This window comes from uncultured Photobacterium sp. (genome assembly GCF_947502415.1).
GTDB lineage: Bacteria > Pseudomonadota > Gammaproteobacteria > Enterobacterales > Vibrionaceae > Photobacterium.
Genome location: NZ_CANMZV010000032.1, coordinates 1 through 20386, shown reverse-complemented (window position 1 = coordinate 20386; position 20386 = coordinate 1). Strand labels below are relative to the sequence as shown.

The 20386-nt window shown below is 48.2% G+C and carries 18 protein-coding genes and 1 other annotated feature; of the genes, 10 read left to right on the top strand and 8 right to left on the bottom strand.

The window, feature by feature from the left end:
• Positions 1 to 71 precede the first annotated feature (71 nt).
• A complete protein-coding gene (locus Q0852_RS21775; RefSeq protein WP_299022103.1) occupies positions 72 to 869 on the bottom strand; it encodes an inner membrane protein YpjD in 798 nt (265 codons plus the stop codon).
• A 216-nt stretch (positions 870 to 1085) separates the two neighbouring features.
• On the opposite strand from Q0852_RS21775, the gene ffh reads away from it, so the two are divergent.
• From ffh to rplS, 5 genes are all read left to right on the top strand, one after another.
• The gene (gene ffh, locus Q0852_RS21770) at positions 1086 to 2453 is read left to right on the top strand and encodes a signal recognition particle protein (protein WP_299022099.1); all 1368 of its coding nucleotides are present in this window, start codon (positions 1086 to 1088) and stop codon (positions 2451 to 2453) included.
• A gap of 169 nt (positions 2454 to 2622) precedes the next feature.
• Positions 2623 to 2871, top strand: a complete 249-nt coding sequence (gene rpsP / locus Q0852_RS21765; protein ID WP_299022097.1) for a 30S ribosomal protein S16 — start codon at positions 2623 to 2625, stop codon at positions 2869 to 2871.
• Positions 2871 to 3431 carry a ribosome maturation factor RimM gene (gene rimM, locus Q0852_RS21760; protein ID WP_299022122.1) on the top strand — a complete coding sequence of 187 codons (561 nt, stop codon included), beginning with the start codon at positions 2871 to 2873 and terminating at the stop codon, positions 3429 to 3431. The genes rpsP and rimM overlap by 1 nt, the downstream gene beginning before the upstream one ends.
• A gap of 22 nt (positions 3432 to 3453) precedes the next feature.
• Positions 3454 to 4200 (top strand): tRNA (guanosine(37)-N1)-methyltransferase TrmD, encoded by a 747-nt coding sequence (gene trmD, locus Q0852_RS21755; protein ID WP_299022095.1) that lies wholly within the window; start codon positions 3454 to 3456, stop codon positions 4198 to 4200.
• A gap of 34 nt (positions 4201 to 4234) precedes the next feature.
• The gene (gene rplS, locus Q0852_RS21750) at positions 4235 to 4588 is read left to right on the top strand and encodes a 50S ribosomal protein L19 (protein ID WP_299022092.1); all 354 of its coding nucleotides are present in this window, start codon (positions 4235 to 4237) and stop codon (positions 4586 to 4588) included.
• A 294-nt stretch (positions 4589 to 4882) separates the two neighbouring features.
• Here the strand turns inward: rplS and Q0852_RS21745 are convergent, their stop codons facing one another.
• The 3 genes from Q0852_RS21745 to Q0852_RS21735 form a co-directional block, all read right to left on the bottom strand.
• Entirely contained in the window at positions 4883 to 6367 is a 1485-nt protein-coding gene (locus Q0852_RS21745) for a carbon starvation protein A (RefSeq protein WP_299022090.1), read from the bottom strand.
• 380 nt (positions 6368 to 6747) lie between these two features.
• Complete coding sequence (btsR, locus tag Q0852_RS21740) at positions 6748 to 7461, bottom strand: two-component system response regulator BtsR (RefSeq protein WP_299022087.1); 714 nt, start codon at positions 7459 to 7461, stop codon at positions 6748 to 6750.
• The gene (locus Q0852_RS21735) at positions 7458 to 9158 is read right to left on the bottom strand and encodes a sensor histidine kinase (RefSeq protein WP_299022120.1); all 1701 of its coding nucleotides are present in this window, start codon (positions 9156 to 9158) and stop codon (positions 7458 to 7460) included. Before Q0852_RS21735 ends, btsR begins: the two co-directional genes overlap by 4 nt.
• 225 nt (positions 9159 to 9383) lie before the next feature.
• On the opposite strand from Q0852_RS21735, the gene Q0852_RS21730 reads away from it, so the two are divergent.
• Positions 9384 to 10457, top strand: a complete 1074-nt coding sequence (locus Q0852_RS21730; RefSeq protein ID WP_299022083.1) for a 3-deoxy-7-phosphoheptulonate synthase — start codon at positions 9384 to 9386, stop codon at positions 10455 to 10457.
• A gap of 106 nt (positions 10458 to 10563) precedes the next feature.
• A complete protein-coding gene (gene tyrA / locus Q0852_RS21725) occupies positions 10564 to 11691 on the top strand; it encodes a bifunctional chorismate mutase/prephenate dehydrogenase (protein ID WP_299022080.1) in 1128 nt (375 codons plus the stop codon).
• Between the two features lie 105 nt (positions 11692 to 11796).
• Here tyrA and pheA read toward each other — a convergent pair whose 3' ends face one another.
• From pheA to bamD, 3 genes are all read right to left on the bottom strand, one after another.
• The gene (gene pheA / locus Q0852_RS21720) at positions 11797 to 12975 is read right to left on the bottom strand and encodes a prephenate dehydratase (protein WP_299022078.1); all 1179 of its coding nucleotides are present in this window, start codon (positions 12973 to 12975) and stop codon (positions 11797 to 11799) included.
• Positions 12976 to 13003: 28 nt separating this feature from the next.
• Positions 13004 to 13124: a sequence feature (Phe leader region), on the bottom strand.
• Between the two features lie 123 nt (positions 13125 to 13247).
• Positions 13248 to 13586, bottom strand: coding sequence for a ribosome-associated translation inhibitor RaiA (gene raiA / locus Q0852_RS21715; RefSeq protein WP_299022076.1), 339 nt, complete (start codon positions 13584 to 13586; stop codon positions 13248 to 13250).
• Positions 13587 to 13982: 396 nt separating this feature from the next.
• Positions 13983 to 14708 (bottom strand): outer membrane protein assembly factor BamD, encoded by a 726-nt coding sequence (gene bamD / locus Q0852_RS21710; RefSeq protein WP_299022073.1) that lies wholly within the window; start codon positions 14706 to 14708, stop codon positions 13983 to 13985.
• 139 nt (positions 14709 to 14847) lie between these two features.
• On the opposite strand from bamD, the gene rluD reads away from it, so the two are divergent.
• Positions 14848 to 15822 carry a 23S rRNA pseudouridine(1911/1915/1917) synthase RluD gene (rluD, locus tag Q0852_RS21705; protein ID WP_299022071.1) on the top strand — a complete coding sequence of 325 codons (975 nt, stop codon included), beginning with the start codon at positions 14848 to 14850 and terminating at the stop codon, positions 15820 to 15822.
• A gap of 1 nt (position 15823) precedes the next feature.
• The gene (pgeF, locus tag Q0852_RS21700; RefSeq protein ID WP_299022070.1) at positions 15824 to 16555 is read left to right on the top strand and encodes a peptidoglycan editing factor PgeF; all 732 of its coding nucleotides are present in this window, start codon (positions 15824 to 15826) and stop codon (positions 16553 to 16555) included.
• 41 nt (positions 16556 to 16596) lie between these two features.
• Here the strand turns inward: pgeF and Q0852_RS21695 are convergent, their stop codons facing one another.
• Positions 16597 to 16899: a hypothetical protein gene (locus Q0852_RS21695; protein ID WP_299022069.1), complete on the bottom strand. Its 303-nt coding sequence runs from the start codon at positions 16897 to 16899 to the stop codon at positions 16597 to 16599.
• A 361-nt stretch (positions 16900 to 17260) separates the two neighbouring features.
• On the opposite strand from Q0852_RS21695, the gene clpB reads away from it, so the two are divergent.
• The gene (gene clpB / locus Q0852_RS21690; RefSeq protein ID WP_299022067.1) at positions 17261 to 19834 is read left to right on the top strand and encodes an ATP-dependent chaperone ClpB; all 2574 of its coding nucleotides are present in this window, start codon (positions 17261 to 17263) and stop codon (positions 19832 to 19834) included.
• Positions 19835 to 20386: the final 552 nt, after the last annotated feature.

The window sequence follows — 20386 nt, the reverse complement described above, 5'->3', positions numbered from 1 at the left end:
TCTGTTACAAGTAATGTGTACCCAGAGCGGGTAGGTGTCAATGTTATCTTTTCAATAAAAGGCGCATAATTTTATGCGCCGATAATGATCTCTTTCACAAAGCGACTACCGAAGTAAGCCAGAGTGAGTAGGAATGCTCCGACCAGGCTGAACCAGACCACCCGGCGGCCACGCCAGCCTTTTTGATAATGCCCCCATAGCAGGACACTGTAGACACACCAAGCGAGAAGAGACAGGACGGCTTTGTGAAGTTTTCCCTGGGCCAACATATCCTGGATAAAGATGAAGCCGGTGATCAGAGTCACAGTCAGCAGTGAATTTCCTACCAAAATGATCTTGAAAAGCTGTCTTTCGACCATCATTAATGGAGGGATATTGGGATTAATCATCAGGCTCTTCTTACTTTTTAGCTTATGATCCAGCCAGGCCAGTTGAATGGCATACAGGGTGGCAATCATCAGGGTCGAATAAGAAAACAGGGCCAGGGAAATATGCAGCAGCACTTGCGGGTGCGACTCAAGGTGGGTAATGAAGGCGCCGGGTAGTAAGGTCGCTGCGGATAGGTTTATCGCCGCGAAGCTGTATACAACCGGCAGCAGGAACCAGACTCGCATTTTGAGTATTGCCAGAGTTGTGATCGAGGCGATAATTAGGCTCATCAACGAGGCAACATTCATAATGCTGAGGTTTTGGCCCGGGCCGACAAAAATAGAATCTTTTAATAGCAGGATATGCAAGGTAATTGCTGCCAGCGCACAAAAGAAAACAGGCTTGGTTTTAATACCATTGCTGTTAGTCAGACCTGGCACGACCAGTCCGAGAGCAAGAAAATATAAGCAAGCAGCCATTAAGGCTATCAACATATCCATATAGTAAACTTAACTATTTAAGATGGTTAGGGTTCGCAATTATACCTTGCTCAATGTCATGCCGCCAATGTAATGGTTAACTGAGTCGTCGATAGGTGACTTAGTTCATTAATAGGACTCGGTATCAAAGTGATAGCGATAGCATGAAAGCAAGGTAAGTAATGCGGTATACTAGCCGGATCATACAGATTTAGTTGCGTAACGAGCGAGTAGCACATGTTCGAAAATTTAACGGAGCGTTTATCGCGAACGCTTAAGAATGTCAGCGGCCGTGGTCGCCTGACGGACGACAACATCAAAGATACGCTGCGTGAAGTACGTATGGCGTTACTCGAGGCGGATGTTGCGCTTCCTGTTGTCCGCGATTTTGTTAAGCGTGTTAAAGAGCGCGCAGTCGGTACCGAAGTATCGAAAAGCCTGACGCCGGGCCAGGAATTTATCAAGATTGTTCAGGCTGAGCTTGAAGTGGTGATGGGTGAGTCGAACGAAGACTTAAACCTTGCCAGCCAGCCGCCAGCAGTGATCCTGATGGCAGGTCTACAGGGTGCCGGTAAAACCACCAGTGTGGGTAAACTGGGTAAACTGCTAAAAGAACGCCAGAAGAAGAAAGTGCTGGTGGTGTCTGCCGACGTTTATCGTCCGGCGGCGATTAAACAGCTTGAAACTTTGGCTGGTGATATTGGTATTGATTTCTTCCCTTCATCGGCAGACCAGAAGCCTGTGGATATTGCCAAGGCGGCTTTGGATCACGGTAAGCTGAAGTTCTACGATGTGGTTATTGTCGATACCGCGGGTCGTTTGCATGTCGACAGCGAAATGATGGACGAAATTAAAGACGTCCATAAAGCAATCGATCCGGTTGAAACCCTGTTCGTGGTTGATGCCATGACGGGTCAGGATGCCGCGAATACGGCTAAGGCCTTTGATGAGGCGCTGGCGCTGACCGGTGTGATTCTGACTAAGGTAGACGGTGATGCCCGTGGTGGTGCTGCGCTGTCGGTTCGTCATATTACCGGTAAGCCAATCAAATTCCTGGGTGTCGGTGAGAAGACAGACGCGCTGGAGCCGTTCCACCCGGATCGTGTTGCTTCCCGTATTCTTGGCATGGGTGATGTACTGTCTCTGATCGAAGATCTTGAGCGTAACGTTGACAAGGAAAAAGCCGAGAAACTAGCCAAGAAATTCAAAGAGAAGAAGGGCTTCGATCTGGAAGACTTCCGTGGCCAGCTTCAGCAGATGAAAAATATGGGCGGCATGATGGGCATGATGGACAAGCTACCGGGCATGTCTCAGCTGCCAGATAACGTCAAAGACCAGGTTGACGACAAGATGTTTGTTCAGATGGAAGCTATCATTAACTCGATGACGCCGGGAGAGCGTGAGCGTCCTGAAATCATCAAGGGATCGCGCAAGAAGCGTATCGCAATGGGTTCCGGTACTCAGGTGCAAGACGTTAACCGCCTGCTTAAGCAATTTACCCAGATGCAGAAGATGATGAAGAAGATGCAGAAGGGTGGCATGAAGAACATGATGCGCAACATGAAAGGCATGATGCCAGGCGGCGGTATGTTTCCAGGCCGCTAGGCAATAATTAGTTGAGTGTCGGGAGTTATTTTTCCTTTACTGGTGAAAAATTAGCTAAAGCGGTTGCATTCGTCGGTTTTAGGAGTAAAATTCCCGAGCTTAATTTGGCACGGGCCCCGTTTGCTTCAAGCGGGGCCGATTTAATTTACAGTAATGCAAAGAGGACGATATGGTAACCATTCGTTTGGCACGTCACGGCGCTAAGAAGCGTCCATTTTATCAAATCGTTGTTGCTGATTCTCGCGCTGCACGCGATGGTCGTAACATCGAAAAAATCGGTTTCTTCAACCCGCTAGCTAAGGGTCAGGAAGAGCGTCTACGTCTAGACCTTGACCGTGTTAACCACTGGGTAGGTCTAGGCGCAACTGTGTCTGACCGCGCAGCTAAGCTAATCAAAGACGCTTCTAAAGCGGCTTAATTAGCATGTCTGGTAGCAAAGAAACGATGAGTTCAAATAACCAAGACTACATTGTTGTCGGTAAACTGGGTGCCTCCTACGGTATCAAGGGTTGGCTCAAAGTTTTTTCCTACACAGAAGACTCTGAAAGCATTTTTTCCTTTCAGCCTTGGCTTGTGAAAGTTAAGGGTGAATGGAAGGAGTTCCACGTTGAATCGTGGAAACGCCATGGTCAGGGTATGGTGGCGAAGTTAGAAGGCATGAACGTTCGTGAGGACGCTCAAATGTTTACTAATGCTGAAGTCGCAATACAGGCTGATCAACTACCAGCGTTGTCAGATGAAGAATTCTACTGGCGCGAATTGTTCGGTATGACAGTAGTGACTACTGAAGGTTACGACTTAGGTAAAGTTACTGACATCCTGGAAACAGGCTCGAACGATGTTCTGGTGGTGAAAGCCAACCTGAAAGATGCTTTTGGACAGAAGGAACGACTAATCCCGTTCCTCGATGAGCAGGTCATCAAGTCGATTGATCGCACTGCTCAGCGGATCGAAGTTGACTGGGATCCTGGATTTTAAACCCCCTGTAATAGGTGAACAAATGAAGGTAGGCATTATTAGCCTGTTTCCTGACATGTTTAACGCCATTACTAATTTTGGGGTGACAGGCCAGGCGGTAAAAAAAGGCCTTTTATCGGTAGAAACGTGGAATCCCCGCGATTTTACACACGATAAACACCGTACGGTTGATGATCGACCTTATGGTGGCGGACCTGGCATGCTAATGATGGTACAGCCTTTGCGCGATGCCATTCATGCTGCCAAACAGTCTGTTGAAGGTCAGGCTAAAGTCATTTACCTTTCGCCTCAGGGCCGTAAGCTTGATCAAGCGGGTGTTGAGGAACTGGCACAGAACGAGAATCTGATTCTTATCTGTGGCCGTTATGAAGGGGTTGATGAGCGCATTATCCAACAAGAGGTAGACGAAGAATGGTCTATCGGGGATTTTGTGCTGACTGGGGGCGAGCTGCCTGCCATGACGCTAGTTGATGCAGTTGTCCGGTTTGTACCGGGTGTACTGGGAGACTTTGCGTCTGCAGAAGAAGATTCTTTTGCGAATGGTTTGCTGGATTGTCCGCATTATACGCGTCCTGAAATGTTGGACGGGCAGGAAGTCCCTAAGGTCTTGTTGTCTGGAAATCATAAGGACATTAGCCGCTGGCGATTGAAACAATCGTTGGGCCGTACTTGGTTGAGAAGACCAGAGCTCCTGGAAAACCTAGCTCTGACTGACGATCAGGAATTCTTGCTCGCGGAATTTATCCGTGAATATAGAGCAAGCAATTAATTAATTTAGTATCAGTTTATTCTAGGGTATACCAATGAGTAACATCATCAAGGCTCTTGAGCAAGAGCAACTAAAACAAGACCTACCTACTTTTGCACCGGGCGACACTGTTGTTGTTCAGGTTAAAGTAAAAGAAGGTGACCGTGAGCGTCTACAGGCGTTCGAAGGCGTGGTTATCGCTAAGCGTAACCGTGGTCTACATTCTGCATTCACTGTTCGTAAGATTTCTAACGGTGAAGGCGTTGAGCGTGCGTTCCAAACTCACTCTCCAATCGTTGACAGCATTACTGTTAAGCGTCGTGGTCTAGTACGTCGTGCCAAACTGTACTACCTACGTGAGCGTTCTGGTAAAGCAGCACGTATCAAAGAGAAGCTTGCTCGCAAGTAATCTTAAACGTATGACGTTTAATGAAGAAGCCCACCGAAAGGTGGGCTTTTTTTATGGTTGTAAAAACAGGTCGTTGAGACCAGCTTTGCCATAGACAAAGAAACGCTTGCTAACAGGGAACTCTGCGCGGGCTGCCAGTACCCCCTCTCTGTTACTCCGGCCACCGAGCTGGAAGTTTGAATAGCTTCCCTGAAAAGAAACCTGACGCGAGTTGGCATGGGCTGAAAGTGTTTTGCCGACAAAAAGAAACCAGCCAATTGGCTGGTTTCGTTGATAAAATATGAAGGGAGAGGCTTACGCTGTTTCCAGCTCGACTTTTGTTTCGTCGTCGTCGGCCAGATCTGTTTCGCCTTTACCTTTTGAACGTTTGATTACGTAGCCTGCAATGCCTAGGGCACCCAATACACCGGTAATAGTTGACGCTGTCATTGGCAGGCCGAAACCTAGCTGGCTGTTGTTCAGGATGAAGGTAATACATACCGTCGTCATGAAGATAGCCGGAATAGTCGTCACCCAGTGTAGCTTGTTGTGGCGTAGCAGGTAAGCCGATGCCGTCCACAGCATCATTACTGCTGTGCTCTGGTTGGCAAAGCCGAAGTAGCGCCAGATGATACCAAAGTCAACCTGGGTCAGGATGCCGCCGAGAACGAATAGTGGCAGTGCCATGATTAGACGGTTACGCAGTGATTTCTGCTCCATGTTGAAGTACTCAGCCAGGATCAGGCGGCTTGAGCGGAATGCGGTATCACCAGATGTGATTGGCAGGATGACAACACCCAGGAAGGCAATGATACCACCGAATACACCCAGCAGGCCGATTGACGAGCTGTATACCACATTACCTGGGCCACCGTTAGCTACTGTTTCTTTCAGTGCATCAACTGAACCGAAGAATGACAGTGCCAGTGCACACCAGATCAGTGCGATAACACCTTCACCAATCATTGCGCCGTAGAATATGAAGCGGCCGTTCTTTTCATTCTCCATACAGCGAGCCATTAGCGGCGACTGGGTTGCGTGGAAGCCAGAGATTGCTCCACATGCAATGGTGATGAACAGAGCTGGCCATAGTGGCAGGTTGTTCGGGTTCATGTTGGTGAACATCTGGCTCATCTCGTAGTCGCCAAGCAGGGTGTGCTCGCTTGAGAAGGCAATTGCAGTGATCAGACCGACAGACATGAAGATAAGCAGTGCGCCGAATAGCGGGTAGAAGCGGCCGATGATTTTATCGACAGGTACGATTGTCGCGATGATGTAGTAGGCGAAGATAACGACAACCATGGTTGTCATTGGCATACCAATGCCAGTTTGCTCGTTGACCAGGTTAGTGATCATTCCCGCAGGAGCCGATACGAAGACCACGCCAACCAGCAGCAGCAGGATAATAGCGAAAATATTCATGAAGTGTTTTGCGCCGTTACCCAGGTAGCGGCCAGTGATAGTTGGAACCGAAGCACCGCCGTTGCGAACGGAAAGCATGCCAGAGAAGTAATCATGTACGGCACCGGCAAAGATGCAACCCAGAACAATCCACAGCATGGCTGCCGGGCCGTACAACGCCCCCATGATCGGGCCGAAGATAGGGCCGACACCGGCAATGTTCAGTAACTGTACCAGGTAAACTTTTTTGTTTGACATTGGCACATAGTCAACGCCGTCTTGCTTAGTGTAGGCTGGTGTTTTGCGGTTTTCGTTAACGCCAAACACCTTCTCGATAAATGCACCGTAGATGAAGTAGCCACCTACCAGTGCCGCAATGCACATCAGGAACCAGGTCATACTCTTGTCTCTCTTATCCGTTCATTTCCATGGATTGCTTTGCGACTATTGCACCTGTACACCCTCGGCCAAACACTCGCAAAACTTCTTTTGATGTCTGCCATGTTAAAGGCTCAAGGAACAGATGCACGCGATAAAGTGGTGAGCGGTTGTATTGAAGGTTGAGTGGTCGGTGAGGCGGATGAGTGGTTTTTTCAGTCAGCTTACGTTCAGTTTAATTAACTGGTAACTAGTGAATGTATTTTATTAATATTTTGATTTTAAATGTATTAGCTGTTTGGTGACATGATAGAGAAGGGAATTAATTAAAATGAAAACTAAGGCACATACATACCTTAGTTGTATTGAGCGGTGATATCTTGCCAGCGAACGGGGGCTGATTAACTCAGGCCAAATCGATCTTTCAGTTCTTTGAGGTAACGGCGGCTCACCGGTACTTGATGGCCGTACTGAGTGGTAATTTCAGCCAGGCCATTTTCCAGCAGTTTGATCTCACGGATTGCCTGAGGGTGGATCAGATATTGGCGATGACAGCGGATCAGCGGTGTTTTTTCTTCCAGAATTTTCAGTGTCAGCTGGGTCGTGGCATTGGTATCTTTTGTGACAATGTGCACCCCGCTTAGATCGGAATAGGCGGTTTCGATCTCCGTTGGGCTGAGCAGTAGGATCCGGTTGTGGCCACTGCAAGGGATTAGTTCAAGCATTTCAGAAACCAGCGGAGTGTAGTCCGGTTCTTGGCACTCTTTTTTCAGTCGCTTGATGGTTTTTGCCAGGCGGTCAGTTTCGACAGGCTTGAGCAGGTAGTCAAAGGCATTATCTTCAAATGCTTTCAGGGCGTACTCGTCATAGGCGGTCACGAATACGACTTTCGGCATGGTATCCGGGTCGAGCATACTGAGCATCTCAATCCCGGTGATTTGCGGCATCTGAATATCGAGAAAAATGACATCGGGTTTGAGGGCATTAATTTTTTTCAGCCCTTCAATGGCATTGTTGCAACTGTCGATGACTTCCACTTCATCGGTGTCATGCAATAAATCGATGAGTTCTTCTCGAGCATAAAGCTCGTCGTCAATGACGAGGGCTTTGATCATGCGGCGGTTTCTCCGTTGGCCTGCTGTTGTACGACGGCAGGTATTGTGATGGTGGCGCGGGTCCATTCATGTGGCTGGTAGGACATGGACAGGCCGTATTGTCGGCCGAACATGTTCTTCAGTCGCTTGTCCACTATTTTCATACCCAGCCCGCTCTCTTCGCCAATTGGGGCGTAATTACCAGCGTTATCTTCCACTTCGAGGATGATACGACCGTTGTCGCGATATCCGTGAATGGTGATTTTACCATTTTCCAACAGTGTTGAGGTGCCGTGTTTGATGGCATTCTCGACCAGCGGTTGGAGGGTAAAAGTCGGCAGTTTTATGGCCAGTAACTCTGGCGCTATATTGACCTCGACATTGAGCCGATCAGAGAAACGGGCCAGCTCGATTTCAAGGTAGGCATTGATGTGTTTGAGTTCTTCCTCGAGTGTGATGGTCTCGATGTTTTGCTTGAGGTTACGGCGGAAGAACTGGGACAGATGTTGGATCAGTTTTCGGGCTTTATCCGGATCCCGGCGCACGACGGAATTAATGGTGTTCAGTGCATTAAACAGAAAATGTGGATTGACCTGAGCTTGGAGTAGGCGTAGTTCTGCTTGGGTTAGCAAAGCTTGCTGTTGGGCATAGCGACCGGTCAGGATCTGATTAGACAGCAGCTTGGCGATCCCTTCCCCGAGGGTGACGTTCACGGTTGAAAACAGTTTCCGTTTGGGTTCGTATAATTTGATGGTTCCCAGCACCTCGTTGTTGCCGCCAACCAGTGGGATCACCAGTGCTGAACCGAGCTTGCATTTGGGGTGCAGCGAGCAGCAATAGGGAATGTCATAGCCATCGGCATAGACCAGCTCGCAGCCATCAATAGCTCGGCGGGTATAGCCTGAGGAAATAGGTGTACCTGGAAGATGGTGGTCATCACCTGTTCCGATAAAGGCCAGGATTTTTTCACGGTCGGTGATGGCAACTGCACCGACTCCGGTTTCTTCATAGACAATTTTAGCGATTTTCTTGGTGGTTTCCTCGTTGAAGCCGTGGCTGAGGATCCCCACTGAACGCTGGGCAATTTTCAGGGCTCGACTGGAAAAGGCGGCTGAGTATTTTTCATAGATGGTTTTGCGATCCTGGATGATGCTCATAAAGAATGCGGCACCGACAGAGTTGGCGATCACCATTGGCAATGCAATGGCACTGACCAGGTGCAGTGCTTTGTCGAAAGGCTCTGCGACCGTCAGGATAATGAACATCTGGATAATTTCAGCAACCAGAGTAACGGTGAAAACCACGAAAGGCCGGAATATTTGGTCTACCTGTCCACGTCGGACGAAGTAGCTGTGCATCAGGCCACCAATCACCCCTTCGACTGTGGTGGAGATGGCGCAGGCAACATCGGTAAAACCGCCCATGCTGTAGCGGTGCATTCCGCCGGTAAGGCCAACGGCAAAGCCGACTACTGGTCCGCCGAGTAAACCTCCCATTACAGCTCCGATTGCTCGGGTGTTGGCGATTGCATCTTCAATGTGAAGCCCGAAGTAAGTGCCTAAAATACAAAAGAGGGTAAATAGGATGTAGCACGAGAAGCGCTGAGAAAGACGTCCTGATACTGAGGTGATAGGCATAAACAGTGGGGTTTTGCTTAGCAGGTAAGCAATCACTAAATACACGCTGAGTTGCTGAAGAAGAGAAAAGATAAGTTCCATTGCCATAAGTTTATGCGATTGAGCATTGTCGCTATGGTAACTGGCTTTGGTCTGTAAGGCCAAAAATAAGCGGAAGTAAAGTAATCTTTACGGCTGGTGTTTTTTCTTTACGCTCTCTTGCCAATAGTGGAAATCCCTTGCTATGGTGAAATCATGTGACAGGGGAAGCCTGTTTTAACCTCATCAACAGTTGCTAATTATTTTAATGAATCACAGGGAAGCCTCATGCAAAAAGACCAGCTGAATAATGTCCATATCCAAGATGAATCCATTCTGATCACACCAAACGAGCTTCGTAGCAAATTACCTGTCAGCGACCATGCACTTAATTTTGTGCGCCAGTCCCGTCAGACAATTGCCGATATTATTCACAAGCGCGACCACCGTATGCTGGTTGTGTGTGGGCCATGCTCTATCCATGATATCGAAGCTGCTAAAGATTATGCGATAAAGTTAAAACGGTTGTCTGAAGAGCTTAGTGATCAGCTCTATATTGTGATGCGGGTGTATTTTGAAAAACCACGAACGACAGTGGGTTGGAAAGGGCTGATCAATGACCCGCATTTGGATGGCTCGTTTGAGGTCGAAGAGGGGCTGCATATTGCTCGTCAGCTTTTGATTGATTTGGTTGAAATGGGGATCCCGCTGGCGACCGAGGCATTGGATCCGATCAGCCCGCAGTACCTGGGAGATTTATTCAGCTGGGCGGCAATTGGGGCCCGGACTACCGAATCTCAGACCCACCGCGAAATGGCCAGTGGTTTATCGATGCCAGTCGGCTTCAAAAATGGGACCGATGGTAGTTTGGGGACAGCGATCAATGCGATGCAGGCTGCGGCTTTCGGCCATCGTTTTATGGGGATCAGCCGGGAAGGTCAGGTCGCTTTGCTTACAACTCAAGGGAACCCGGATGGTCATGTGATTTTGCGGGGAGGCAAGCAGACTAACTATGATTCGGTTTCAGTGACTGAGTGTGAAAAGGAGATGATCGCATCAGGCCTTTCTCCGTCCTTGATGGTAGACTGTAGCCACGCCAACTCAAGGAAAGATTACCGTCGTCAGCCACTGGTGACCGAAGATGTGATTCACCAGATCCGTGAAGGAAACCAATCGATTATCGGTCTGATGCTGGAAAGCCATCTTCATGAAGGAAACCAAAGTGCCGATCTGTCGCGAGAGGAAATGGCTTATGGGGTGTCGATTACAGATGCCTGTATCAGCTGGGAAATGACTGAATCTTTGCTTCGTCATACTCATCAAGAGTTGATGCCATTTCTGCTAAAACGCAATGAAGGCTAAGGATATGCCGACGGCGGTGCAGCCAACGCTGCACCGGCTTTCTTCCTCAGAAATCGGGGAAGAGAGCAGTGGCGATAACAACTGAATAATAACGGATCGCAAAATCATGGTTGCTGAACTGAGTAAATTAAGAGATCAAATCGATGAGGTTGATCAGCAGATGGTGGAGTTGCTTGCCCGCCGTCTGGCATTGGTAGAAGAGGTCGGCCATGTGAAAAGCCAGCATGGTTTGCCGATCTATGCCCCGGACCGTGAAGCCGCTATGTTGGCGTCTCGCCGTCGTGAGGCTGAGAATAAAGGGGTTCCGCCGGATCTGATCGAAGATATTTTGCGTCGTACGATGCGCGAGTCCTATGCCAGTGAAAATGATTCTGGCTTCAAATGTCTGAAGCCGGAACTACGTCCGATTGTTGTCGTTGGTGGTTACGGTCAGCTGGGTGGTTTATTCTGCCGCTTGTTTGAATTGTCGGGCTATCAGGTTCGTAAGCTGGGTAGTCAGGACTGGGAGCGAGCCGACGAGCTGTTGGGTGATGCCGGTATGGTGGTGGTTTCGGTGCCTATCCATCTGACCGAACAAGTGATAGCTAAATTGGGGAACTTGCCGGAAGACTGTATTCTGGCGGATTTGACCTCGGTGAAAACGGGCCCGTTGCAAGCAATGCTGGAAGTGCATCATGGTCCGGTGGTCGGCTTGCACCCAATGTTTGGGCCGGATATTTCCAGCCTGGCCAAGCAGGTTGTTGCTTACTGTGATGGCCGCTCACCAGAAAGTTACCAGTGGTTGCTGGAGCAGTTTCAGATTTGGGGGGCAAGTTTGAACCGGATCAGTGCGGTTGAGCATGATCAGGGGATGACGTTGATCCAGGCGCTGCGTCACTTTACCTCTTTTGTTTATGGGGTACATCTGGCTGAAGAAGATCCTAAGCTCGAACAGCTGATGTCGCTGAGTTCACCGATTTATCGGCTGGAGTTAGCGATGGTAGGCCGCTTGTTTGCCCAGGATGCCCAGCTTTACGCGGATATCATTATGTCCTCGCCGCAGAATCTGGCAATGATCAGGCGCTTTCACCAACGTTTTGGAGAAGCGATTGAAATGTTGGATAACCAGGATAAAGACGCCTTTAAACGGGCCTTTAACCAGGTTGAGCATTGGTTTGGAGACTATGCCCAGCATTTTTTAATAGAGAGCCAGGGATTACTTAGACAGGCGAACGACTCTACTCAACGTAAATAATAAGGATTAAGTATTGAGAGCCGAGGCTTACAATATTTAATAGGAACAAGCCCACGAGTTTCGTGGGCTTTTTGCAATTAATATAACCTGTTTAATATTTGGTTTTTATTCTTCTTCGATTTCAACTTCGGTTGGCTTGACGTTCTCACTCGGGTAGCACCCCAGTACTTTGATAAAGCGGGTTAGGCGAGTCAGCTCTTCGAGGGCTTCCTGCATCACTGGCGATTTCAGGTTTTCCTCTACGTCTACATAGAACATCTCTTCCCATGGGTTGCCGATCACCGGGCGGGATTCCAGCTTGGTCATGTTGATGTTGAGGTTGCGCAGTACCAGCAAGCATTCGACCAATGAACCGGCCTTTTGAGCTGTTGACATGATCAAGGTGGTTTTGGCAGGAATTAATGATGTTACTTCTACTGGTTTGCGGGAAACCACGATAAAGCGGGTGACGTTTTCCTGTTGGTTGGCAATATTCGTTTTTAGTGGTGTCAGGCCATAAAGCTCGCCGCTGGAGGCATTGCCGATGGCAGCCACATTAGACTGTTGTAGTTCGGCCACTTTCTTCATGGCTTCGGCGGTACTAGAGCAGTACTCCTGAGTGATATCGCCCATAGAGTGCAGGTATTCGCTGCACTGCTGGTGAGGTTGTGGGTGCGAGTAGAGGGTATCAATCTTGTCAGTGCTGGTTTCGACTGCGGTTAGCAGGCAGTGCTCGATAGGTTGAGATATTTCTCCTACGATCGACAGGCTGGTGTGTTGCAGGAGATCATAAACTTCATTGATCGAACCGGAACTGGTGTTCTCTATCGGTAGCACGCCGTAGTCGGCATTGCCGGTTTCGACCATGCTCACCACGTCACGAAAGGTAGAGCAGCTGATTTCCACCAGTTTAGTTTGTTTTTTGCTGAAGTAGCTGCGGCTGGCCAAGTTGGAGTAGGAACCTTTGGCACCCAGGAAAGAAACCCGGGCCACGGGCTGCAGGCTGTCTGGGTTGGCTAGCTTTTGCAGGTAGGCCTGCTGGTACAGAACTGAGTCTTCGATAATTGTATGGAAGATCTGGGTGACATACTGGGCATCCAGCTGCTCGGCTTTGCCGGTATCGATAAGACGTAGCAGGAGTTCGTGCTCTCGGGTTTGGTCACGAACCTGTTTGGCGGTCTGGATTTTGCTCTTTGCCACTTCAAGGCTTAGTTTTCGACGTTCGGCCAGAAGTTTGATGATCTCATTGTCTATACGGCTGACATTCTTTCTGATGTCGTCCAGTGAATACTGCATGTCTGTCATTGTTTATCCCTGCCTGTCTGCAACTGATACAAAAAAGCCTCCCTGGAGAGGAGGCTGTCTGTTCGTCTTTAGCTTATTTCTTGCGTAACGAAAGCCCCCATTAAGGCGATATAAAAAAGAAGCTAAAGAAAAACAGGTTGAATCGCTGCATGTTTGGTAACTGTTTATTTTGTAGTGAATATGATTCAACATTATGCAGCAGGTCGGGGCTTGTCAAGCAGAATGTAAACAGCCCTGCAAAGGCAGGGCTGTTTGGAAATCCTCTTTAATAATTATGCTTCGGCTTCTTCTTCAACCTCTGGTCTATCGCTATGGCTGGCGCGTCGCGCTGTCGGTTTGTGAGTTTGTTTATTCAGTTGGCGTTCCAGCTTTTGGTAAACTTCGGTGATAGCACCATACATGTCATCGTGCTCTGCTGAGGCGACTAGCTGACCTCCAGGAATTGCTGCAGATGCCTCTACTTTAAATTGTCTGTTTGGTTCTGTGCTGATGACTGCGTGCTTGTTGATTAGTGGAACCTGATATTTTTCTAACTTATTGAATTTAAACTCAATACGTTCACGGATAGCAGGGGTGATATCAAGGTTTTTGCCGGCGATGTTTACTGTCATAATTATCTTTCCTCTTTTGCTACCCTTCGTTGGGTTGACTTCAGATTACTAAAATCAGGCCTTAATAATGTGATCATAATCACGTTTGTGTTGTTAGGGGAAAGTCCAGAAAAATTCTGTGATCGACCTTCGTTTGTTGCACAAAAGTTTGAACAAAATGCTTGTCGAAGGTGAATTAATTAGGGCAGTATGGGGGAATAAAGAACGCTGACGGCTGGTGCTGATCAGGGGCTTTATTCGAGCTATAACAATGGGTTGGGTGAAAATAACTCGAACAAAATATCACCACTGTCACAGGTGCTCGTTATTTGCTGAAAAAAGTGATGGTAAATATTCGATGAATACAAAAAAAACAGCAGCCAGATGGTTGCTGTTTTTTTGTAACAGAGAGAAGGCTTATTGCGGGTTAAGGGCAATTAGCTTCTTGGTATGTTTCAGTGGTTCTTGCAGGTTCAGTTTTTCATAGGCCGTCTGCATCAACGCCAGAGACTGACGGGCCGCTTGGGTATCTGGATACTGTTGCTGGATCTGCTGGGCACGGTTGATGGCTGCAACCCAAGCTTCGCGGCGGATGTAGAAATCGACCGCAGCCAGCTCATAATCGGCCAGTCGGTTTTTAAGGAAGGTCATACGCGCTTTGGCATCGGCGGCATAGTGGCTGTTCGGGTAACGATCCAGCATTCGCTTAAAATCACGGAAAGCCTGGCGGGCCGGTTCCGGATCGCGGTCATGGCGGTCAATATTGAACAGATCATGCATAAAGCTGCGGTCTTGAGCCATGTGGGTCAGGCCACGCATATACAGCACCCAGTCTGCTTTTTCATGAGCTGGGTTAAGGCGGTTGAAGCGATCGATGGTGGCTTCGCCGAGGGCTAAATCGTCATTCTTGTAGTACGCATAGATCAGGTCAAGTTGTACCTGCTCTGAATAAGCACCAAACGGATAGCGTGAGTCCAATGTTTCCAGCTGTTCGATTGCAGTAACCCAGCTTCCACTTTGTAAGGCCAGCTGAGCAGTGGCATACAACTCGGATGGCGGGACATCGGGTACTATTTCTTCAGTGCTTGAACAGCCTGAAAGAATGGCAACGGCAAGAAAAGTCGTGATTGTCAGGCGTTTCATTGCGGCGTCTGTTTCCTTGATAAAAATTTTATTTATGTGGATCCATTACGGTCTGAGCCGTTAACAGATACAATGACACTATTATGTTATTTTACGCAGCGTTTGACGTTTAGTCCCACGCTTTTTGAAAAAGTTCGCTATGGCACAGCAGATAGAGTTAACAAATACCGTAAAAGATAGCCAGTTAGGTCTGCGACTTGACCAGGTTATCGCTGAATTATATCCAGATTATTCCCGCTCTCGTATTAAAGAGTGGATTTTGAATGGTATGGTTTCCGTAGATGGCGAAGTCGTCAAAAAACCGCGCTCCAAAATGATGGGTGGTGAAGCGCTTCAGGTTATTGCTGAGATTGAAGATGAAGTTCGTTGGATTGCTCAGGATATCCCGCTAGATATTGTGTATGAAGATGAACACATTCTGGTGATTAACAAGCCGCGTGATTTTGTGGTTCACCCGGGAGCCGGTACACCAGATGGCACCGTACTGAATGCCTTGTTGCACCACTGTCCGGAGTTGGCTGAAGTACCACGTGCAGGTATTGTTCACCGTCTTGATAAGGATACCACCGGCCTGATGGTGGTTGCGAAGACTATTCAGGCGCAGACGCGTCTGGTTCGTGCTTTGCAGAAGCGTAAGATCACTCGTGAGTATGAAGCGATCGCTATGGGTAAAATGACCGGTGGTGGTGTTGTTGAAAAACCTATCGGTCGTCACGCAACCAAGCGTACTTGCATGGCGGTTCATGAGTTGGGCAAGCCGGCAATTACACATTACCGTGTGGCTGAGCACTTTCGCGAGCATACGCGTATTGTGCTGCGTCTGGAAACTGGCCGTACTCACCAGATCCGTGTACATATGTCTTACCTGGCTCATCCGCTGGTGGGGGATGCAACTTATGGTGGTCGCCCGCGCCCACCGCGCAATGCTTCTGACGAGCTGGTTCAGGCGCTGCGTGCATTTGACCGCCAGGCGTTGCATGCGCGAATGTTGCGTTTGGATCACCCGATCACCGGTGAGCTGATGGAGTGGCATGCGCCGCTGCCTGTCGATATGGTGGCGATGATCAACATCCTTCGTAAAGACAAAGAAGAGCATCACGAGGACGAGTACTAATATGCTTATCTTCCCTGACTGGCCTGCCGCCGCACATGTCAAAGCGGCATCGACCACGCGTTTGGGCGGGGTTAGTCAGCCTCCTTATCAGGGGCTGAATCTGGGGTTGCATGTCGGGGATGAGGCAGAGCTCGTCGGGAAAAACCGGACTTTGCTGCAACAGCAACTCGGGTTGATGGAACAGCCAGCCTGGCTGAACCAGATCCATAGTACCCGGGTCATTGAGTTGCAATCGCCACTGTCCAGTGTTTCGGATGCTGATGGTAGTTATACCCAAGTTGCCGGGCTTGGTTGTGTTGTCATGACTGCGGACTGCCTGCCACTATTGCTTTGCGATAAGGAAGGAACTCAGGTTGCCGCCGTTCATGCCGGATGGCGTGGCTTGGCTGATGGGATCATTGAGGCTGCTTTGGCTAAATTTACGGTGCCTGCGGATAGCATAATGGCCTGGCTTGGCCCGGCCATTAGCCCGGAAGTCTTTGAAGTCGGCGGTGAGGTGCGTGAGCAATTTATTGCTGGCAGTCCTCAGGCTGAGCATGCTTTTAAGCCTCATGGTGACAAATGGCTGGCCGATCTATATATATTGGCACGACAACGCCTGCAGGCGTATGGCGTCACTCAAATCTATGGTGGTCAGTATTGTACCTTTAGCGATCCTGAGCTTTTTTACTCCTACCGCCGGGATGGCGTAACGGGACGCCAGGCTTCGTTGATCTGGTTGGTCGATCATTGATGTGTAGCGCCTAAGCTACTCTTATAGCATATGTAATTCTTTTAATTACATTGTGATACATCAACTGAGATGTATCCTTTACTGTTAACAACCTGAGTCATCGCATCAAACGAGCCCCAATATTGGCTACTTAACGTGATGACCAGTTTCTTTTCCACTTCCGTCTCGTCATACATAGAAAGACTGGATTGAATTGGTGTCACTGTTTCAAACGCCGAACCTGACATGATGCCTCGTAAGTATTCCACTTTCTGTTTTACAATCTGACCTGCACTGGCACCCGAAGCGTAATCTTCCACATAGACTAACGTGACATTAGCTCCCGCGCCTGGGTCACATCCCATTGCCCATCCTGGCATTGCCAACAATCCCCAACTCCCTGCCAATATTGGAATCATCCAGGCCCTTGCTTTGTTCATTGTTATTTTCTCCCATAACTAAGCGTTATTTCACAATAGTGATGGCAGTATTCGGCTTTTATGTCGGTTATGAAGTGTGACTTTTATCATATGCGATGCATGTTGTTGAAATGCCGGATTGAAAAATTGTTTGCAGCTGATTTTTTATAGTGAGTCCAGAAACCTGTGATGTCAGTATCAACAGTTATTAGGGAGGCGCTTTGGCAATATCTCAATGGAAATTGGTTGAAATCAGCTTCTTGTACCACCATATCTATCGAGAGAAACGATGATATAGGGAGGACTTATGCGTCTTGACCGTTTTACTAGCAAATTCCAAATGGCGATATCTGATGCACAATCGCTGGCTTTAGGGCGAGACCATCAGTATATCGAACCTGCTCACCTCATGGTGGCACTGCTAAATCAGGACGGCAGCACAATTCGACCGTTGCTGACGATGCTGAATGTTGATATTTCCCAACTGCGATCTGGTTTGTCTGAGCGATTGGAACGCCTGCCCAAAGTGAGTGGTATTGGTGGTGATGTCCAGCTTTCCCATGGGATGGGGATGCTGTTCAATATGTGTGACAAGCTTGCTCAGAAGCGCAAAGACAAATATATCTCGTCAGAATTATTTATTTTAGCGGCTGTTGACGACAAGGGCCCATTGGGTCAGCTGTTAAAAGAGAAAGGCTTGAGTGCTGATAAGGTTGAGCAAGCAATCGAGCAAGTGCGTGGCGGTCAGAACGTCGATGATCCTAATGCGGAGGAAAACCGCCAGGCGTTGAAAAAATTCACGATTGATCTGACCGAGCGTGCCGAACAGGGCAAGCTTGATCCGGTAATCGGCCGTGATGATGAAATTCGCCGTACCATCCAGGTACTCCAGCGTCGTACCAAGAACAACCCAGTGATCATTGGGGAGCCTGGTGTTGGTAAAACGGCTATCGTCGAAGGCCTTGCGCAGCGAATTGTAAATGGCGAAGTGCCAGAAGGGCTGAGACATAAGCGCGTTTTGTCCTTGGATATGGGAGCTCTGATTGCCGGTGCAAAATATCGCGGTGAATTTGAAGAGCGACTCAAGGCAGTACTGAATGAGCTGTCTCAGGAAGAAGGTAATATTATCCTGTTCATAGATGAACTGCATACCATGGTCGGAGCCGGTAAAGGCGAGGGTTCAATGGATGCCGGTAATATGCTTAAACCTGCGCTGGCCCGGGGTGAACTGCATTGTGTCGGAGCCACAACACTGGATGAATACCGTCAGTATATAGAGAAAGATGCGGCGCTGGAGCGTCGTTTCCAAAAAGTGCTGGTGGAGGAGCCGACTGTTGAAGATACCGTTGCGATCCTGCGTGGCCTGAAAGAGCGTTATGAGTTGCACCACCATGTAGAGATCACTGACCCTGCTATTGTCGCTGCGGCTGGTTTGTCGTACCGTTATATTTCGGATCGCCAGTTGCCGGATAAAGCAATTGATTTGATTGATGAGGCAGCATCCAGCATTCGCATGCAGATTGACTCTAAGCCTGAATCTTTAGATCGCCTAGAGCGACGTATTATTCAGCTTAAGATTGAGCGGCAGGCTTTGGAAAAAGAAAGTGATGATGCCAGTCATAAGCGGTTGAAGGATTTGTCTGAAGAGCTGGATAAAAAAGAACGTGAATACGCTGAACTGGAAGAAGTGTGGAACGCCGAAAAGGCTGCACTTTCTGGTACCCAGCATATTAAAACGGAGCTTGAGCAGGCGCGTACAGACATGGAGATCGCCCGACGCGCCGGTGATCTTAACCGTATGTCAGAGTTGCAGTATGGCAAGATCCCAGAACTTGAAAAACAGTTGGATCTGGCGGCACAGGCAGAAATGCAAGAGATGAGTCTGCTGAAGAACAAGGTCACCGATGCGGAAATTGCGGAAGTCCTATCACGTCAGACCGGGATACCGGTAGCTAAAATGCTGGAAGGCGAGCGTGATAAATTATTGCGCATGGAAGAGTCATTGCATAAGCGGGTGATTGGCCAGGATGAGGCGGTTGATGCGGTAGCTAACGCAATTCGGCGTAGCCGTGCTGGATTATCTGATCCGAATCGCCCAATAGGTTCGTTCTTATTCTTAGGCCCTACGGGTGTTGGTAAAACTGAACTGTGCAAGTCTTTGGCGCACTTTATGTTTGACAGCGAAGATGCCATGGTACGGATCGATATGTCTGAATTTATGGAGAAACATTCTGTTGCTCGTTTGGTTGGCGCGCCTCCGGGTTATGTTGGCTATGAGGAGGGGGGCTATCTGACAGAAGCTATTCGTCGTCGTCCTTATTCAGTGATCCTTCTTGATGAGGTTGAAAAAGCCCATCCAGATGTATTCAATATATTGCTACAGGTTTTGGACGATGGTCGTCTGACTGATGGCCAGGGGCGAACTGTTGATTTTCGTAATAGCGTGATCATTATGACATCTAACCTGGGATCTGATCGTATTCAGGAACATTTCGGTGAACTGGATTACGAAGGGATCAAAAATACAGTCATGGAAGTGGTTGGGCAGCACTTCCGCCCTGAGTTTATTAACCGGGTAGATGAAACCGTTGTCTTCCATCCTCTGGGACAGGAGAACATCAAGAATATTGCCAAGATTCAGCTCTCTCGTCTAATTAAGCGTCTGGAAGAAAAAGATTATCAGCTTGAGTTGCAAGACAGTGCGTTGGAGCTGATTGCCCTGGCTGGTTTTGATCCGGTTTATGGCGCGCGTCCTTTGAAGCGGGCAATTCAGCACTATATTGAGAACCCGCTCGCTCAGGATCTTCTGTCTGGTAAGTTTGTGACCAGTAAGCCGATTCAATTACTCGCAGAAAACGAGAGCATTATTACTAAGCAATAATGGTTAACTAGCTCCGATTGTGTTGAGGGGCATGTAAAGCGCCTGCTTTTAGAAATAAATCAGGCGCTTAATTATTTCTACTTTGGATACATTCATTACTGAGGTTTAGTTGGGTCATCTCCGTGGCGTTAATTTGCTTCTAGTTTGTAAGATAAATTTCCTGTAGTGAATTTATTCATAAACGACAGCTTTGTGTAAATTTTATTCGGTTGGTTTGTTGGAGGATGATTTATTTTAAAAAGCCTATTGCCAATGCTGTCGAAGTCTTTATAATGCCGCCTCACTGATACGGGTACGGTAACTAAAGCCGCTAACCAGTCAGTTTGTTCTTTAACAATTTGACCATGCAATCTGTGTGGGCACTCGTGAAATGATTAGTCAAAAAGATTTATCAATGAACTGAGTGACCAAGAGCTAGAAATAGTTCGATTGCTTTTTTGTTTCACTTTTTATTAAAAAGTGAAAGTGAGAAAGCGGCACAGTCAATTCGAGTTCTCGTTACTAGCTTCTAGTAATGGAAACTCAATCAGTATTCATTGAGCCGATTCGAAA

Coding starts and splice junctions, on each gene's coding strand:
- ffh (WP_299022099.1), top strand. CDS start 1,086: ATGTTCGAAAATTTAACGGAGCGTTTATCGCGAACGCTTAAGAATGTC.
- bamD (WP_299022073.1), bottom strand. CDS start 14,708: ATGAAACGCCTGACAATCACGACTTTTCTTGCCGTTGCCATTCTTTCA.
- clpB (WP_299022067.1), top strand. CDS start 17,261: ATGCGTCTTGACCGTTTTACTAGCAAATTCCAAATGGCGATATCTGAT.
- raiA (WP_299022076.1), bottom strand. CDS start 13,586: ATGACAGTAAACATCGCCGGCAAAAACCTTGATATCACCCCTGCTATC.
- btsR (WP_299022087.1), bottom strand. CDS start 7,461: ATGATCAAAGCCCTCGTCATTGACGACGAGCTTTATGCTCGAGAAGAA.
- tyrA (WP_299022080.1), top strand. CDS start 10,564: ATGGTTGCTGAACTGAGTAAATTAAGAGATCAAATCGATGAGGTTGAT.
- rluD (WP_299022071.1), top strand. CDS start 14,848: ATGGCACAGCAGATAGAGTTAACAAATACCGTAAAAGATAGCCAGTTA.
- rpsP (WP_299022097.1), top strand. CDS start 2,623: ATGGTAACCATTCGTTTGGCACGTCACGGCGCTAAGAAGCGTCCATTT.
- pheA (WP_299022078.1), bottom strand. CDS start 12,975: ATGACAGACATGCAGTATTCACTGGACGACATCAGAAAGAATGTCAGC.
- Q0852_RS21745 (WP_299022090.1), bottom strand. CDS start 6,367: ATGACCTGGTTCCTGATGTGCATTGCGGCACTGGTAGGTGGCTACTTC.
- Q0852_RS21775 (WP_299022103.1), bottom strand. CDS start 869: ATGGATATGTTGATAGCCTTAATGGCTGCTTGCTTATATTTTCTTGCT.
- Q0852_RS21695 (WP_299022069.1), bottom strand. CDS start 16,899: ATGGGATGTGACCCAGGCGCGGGAGCTAATGTCACGTTAGTCTATGTG.
- trmD (WP_299022095.1), top strand. CDS start 3,454: ATGAAGGTAGGCATTATTAGCCTGTTTCCTGACATGTTTAACGCCATT.
- Q0852_RS21735 (WP_299022120.1), bottom strand. CDS start 9,158: ATGGAACTTATCTTTTCTCTTCTTCAGCAACTCAGCGTGTATTTAGTG.
- Q0852_RS21730 (WP_299022083.1), top strand. CDS start 9,384: ATGCAAAAAGACCAGCTGAATAATGTCCATATCCAAGATGAATCCATT.
- pgeF (WP_299022070.1), top strand. CDS start 15,824: ATGCTTATCTTCCCTGACTGGCCTGCCGCCGCACATGTCAAAGCGGCA.
- rplS (WP_299022092.1), top strand. CDS start 4,235: ATGAGTAACATCATCAAGGCTCTTGAGCAAGAGCAACTAAAACAAGAC.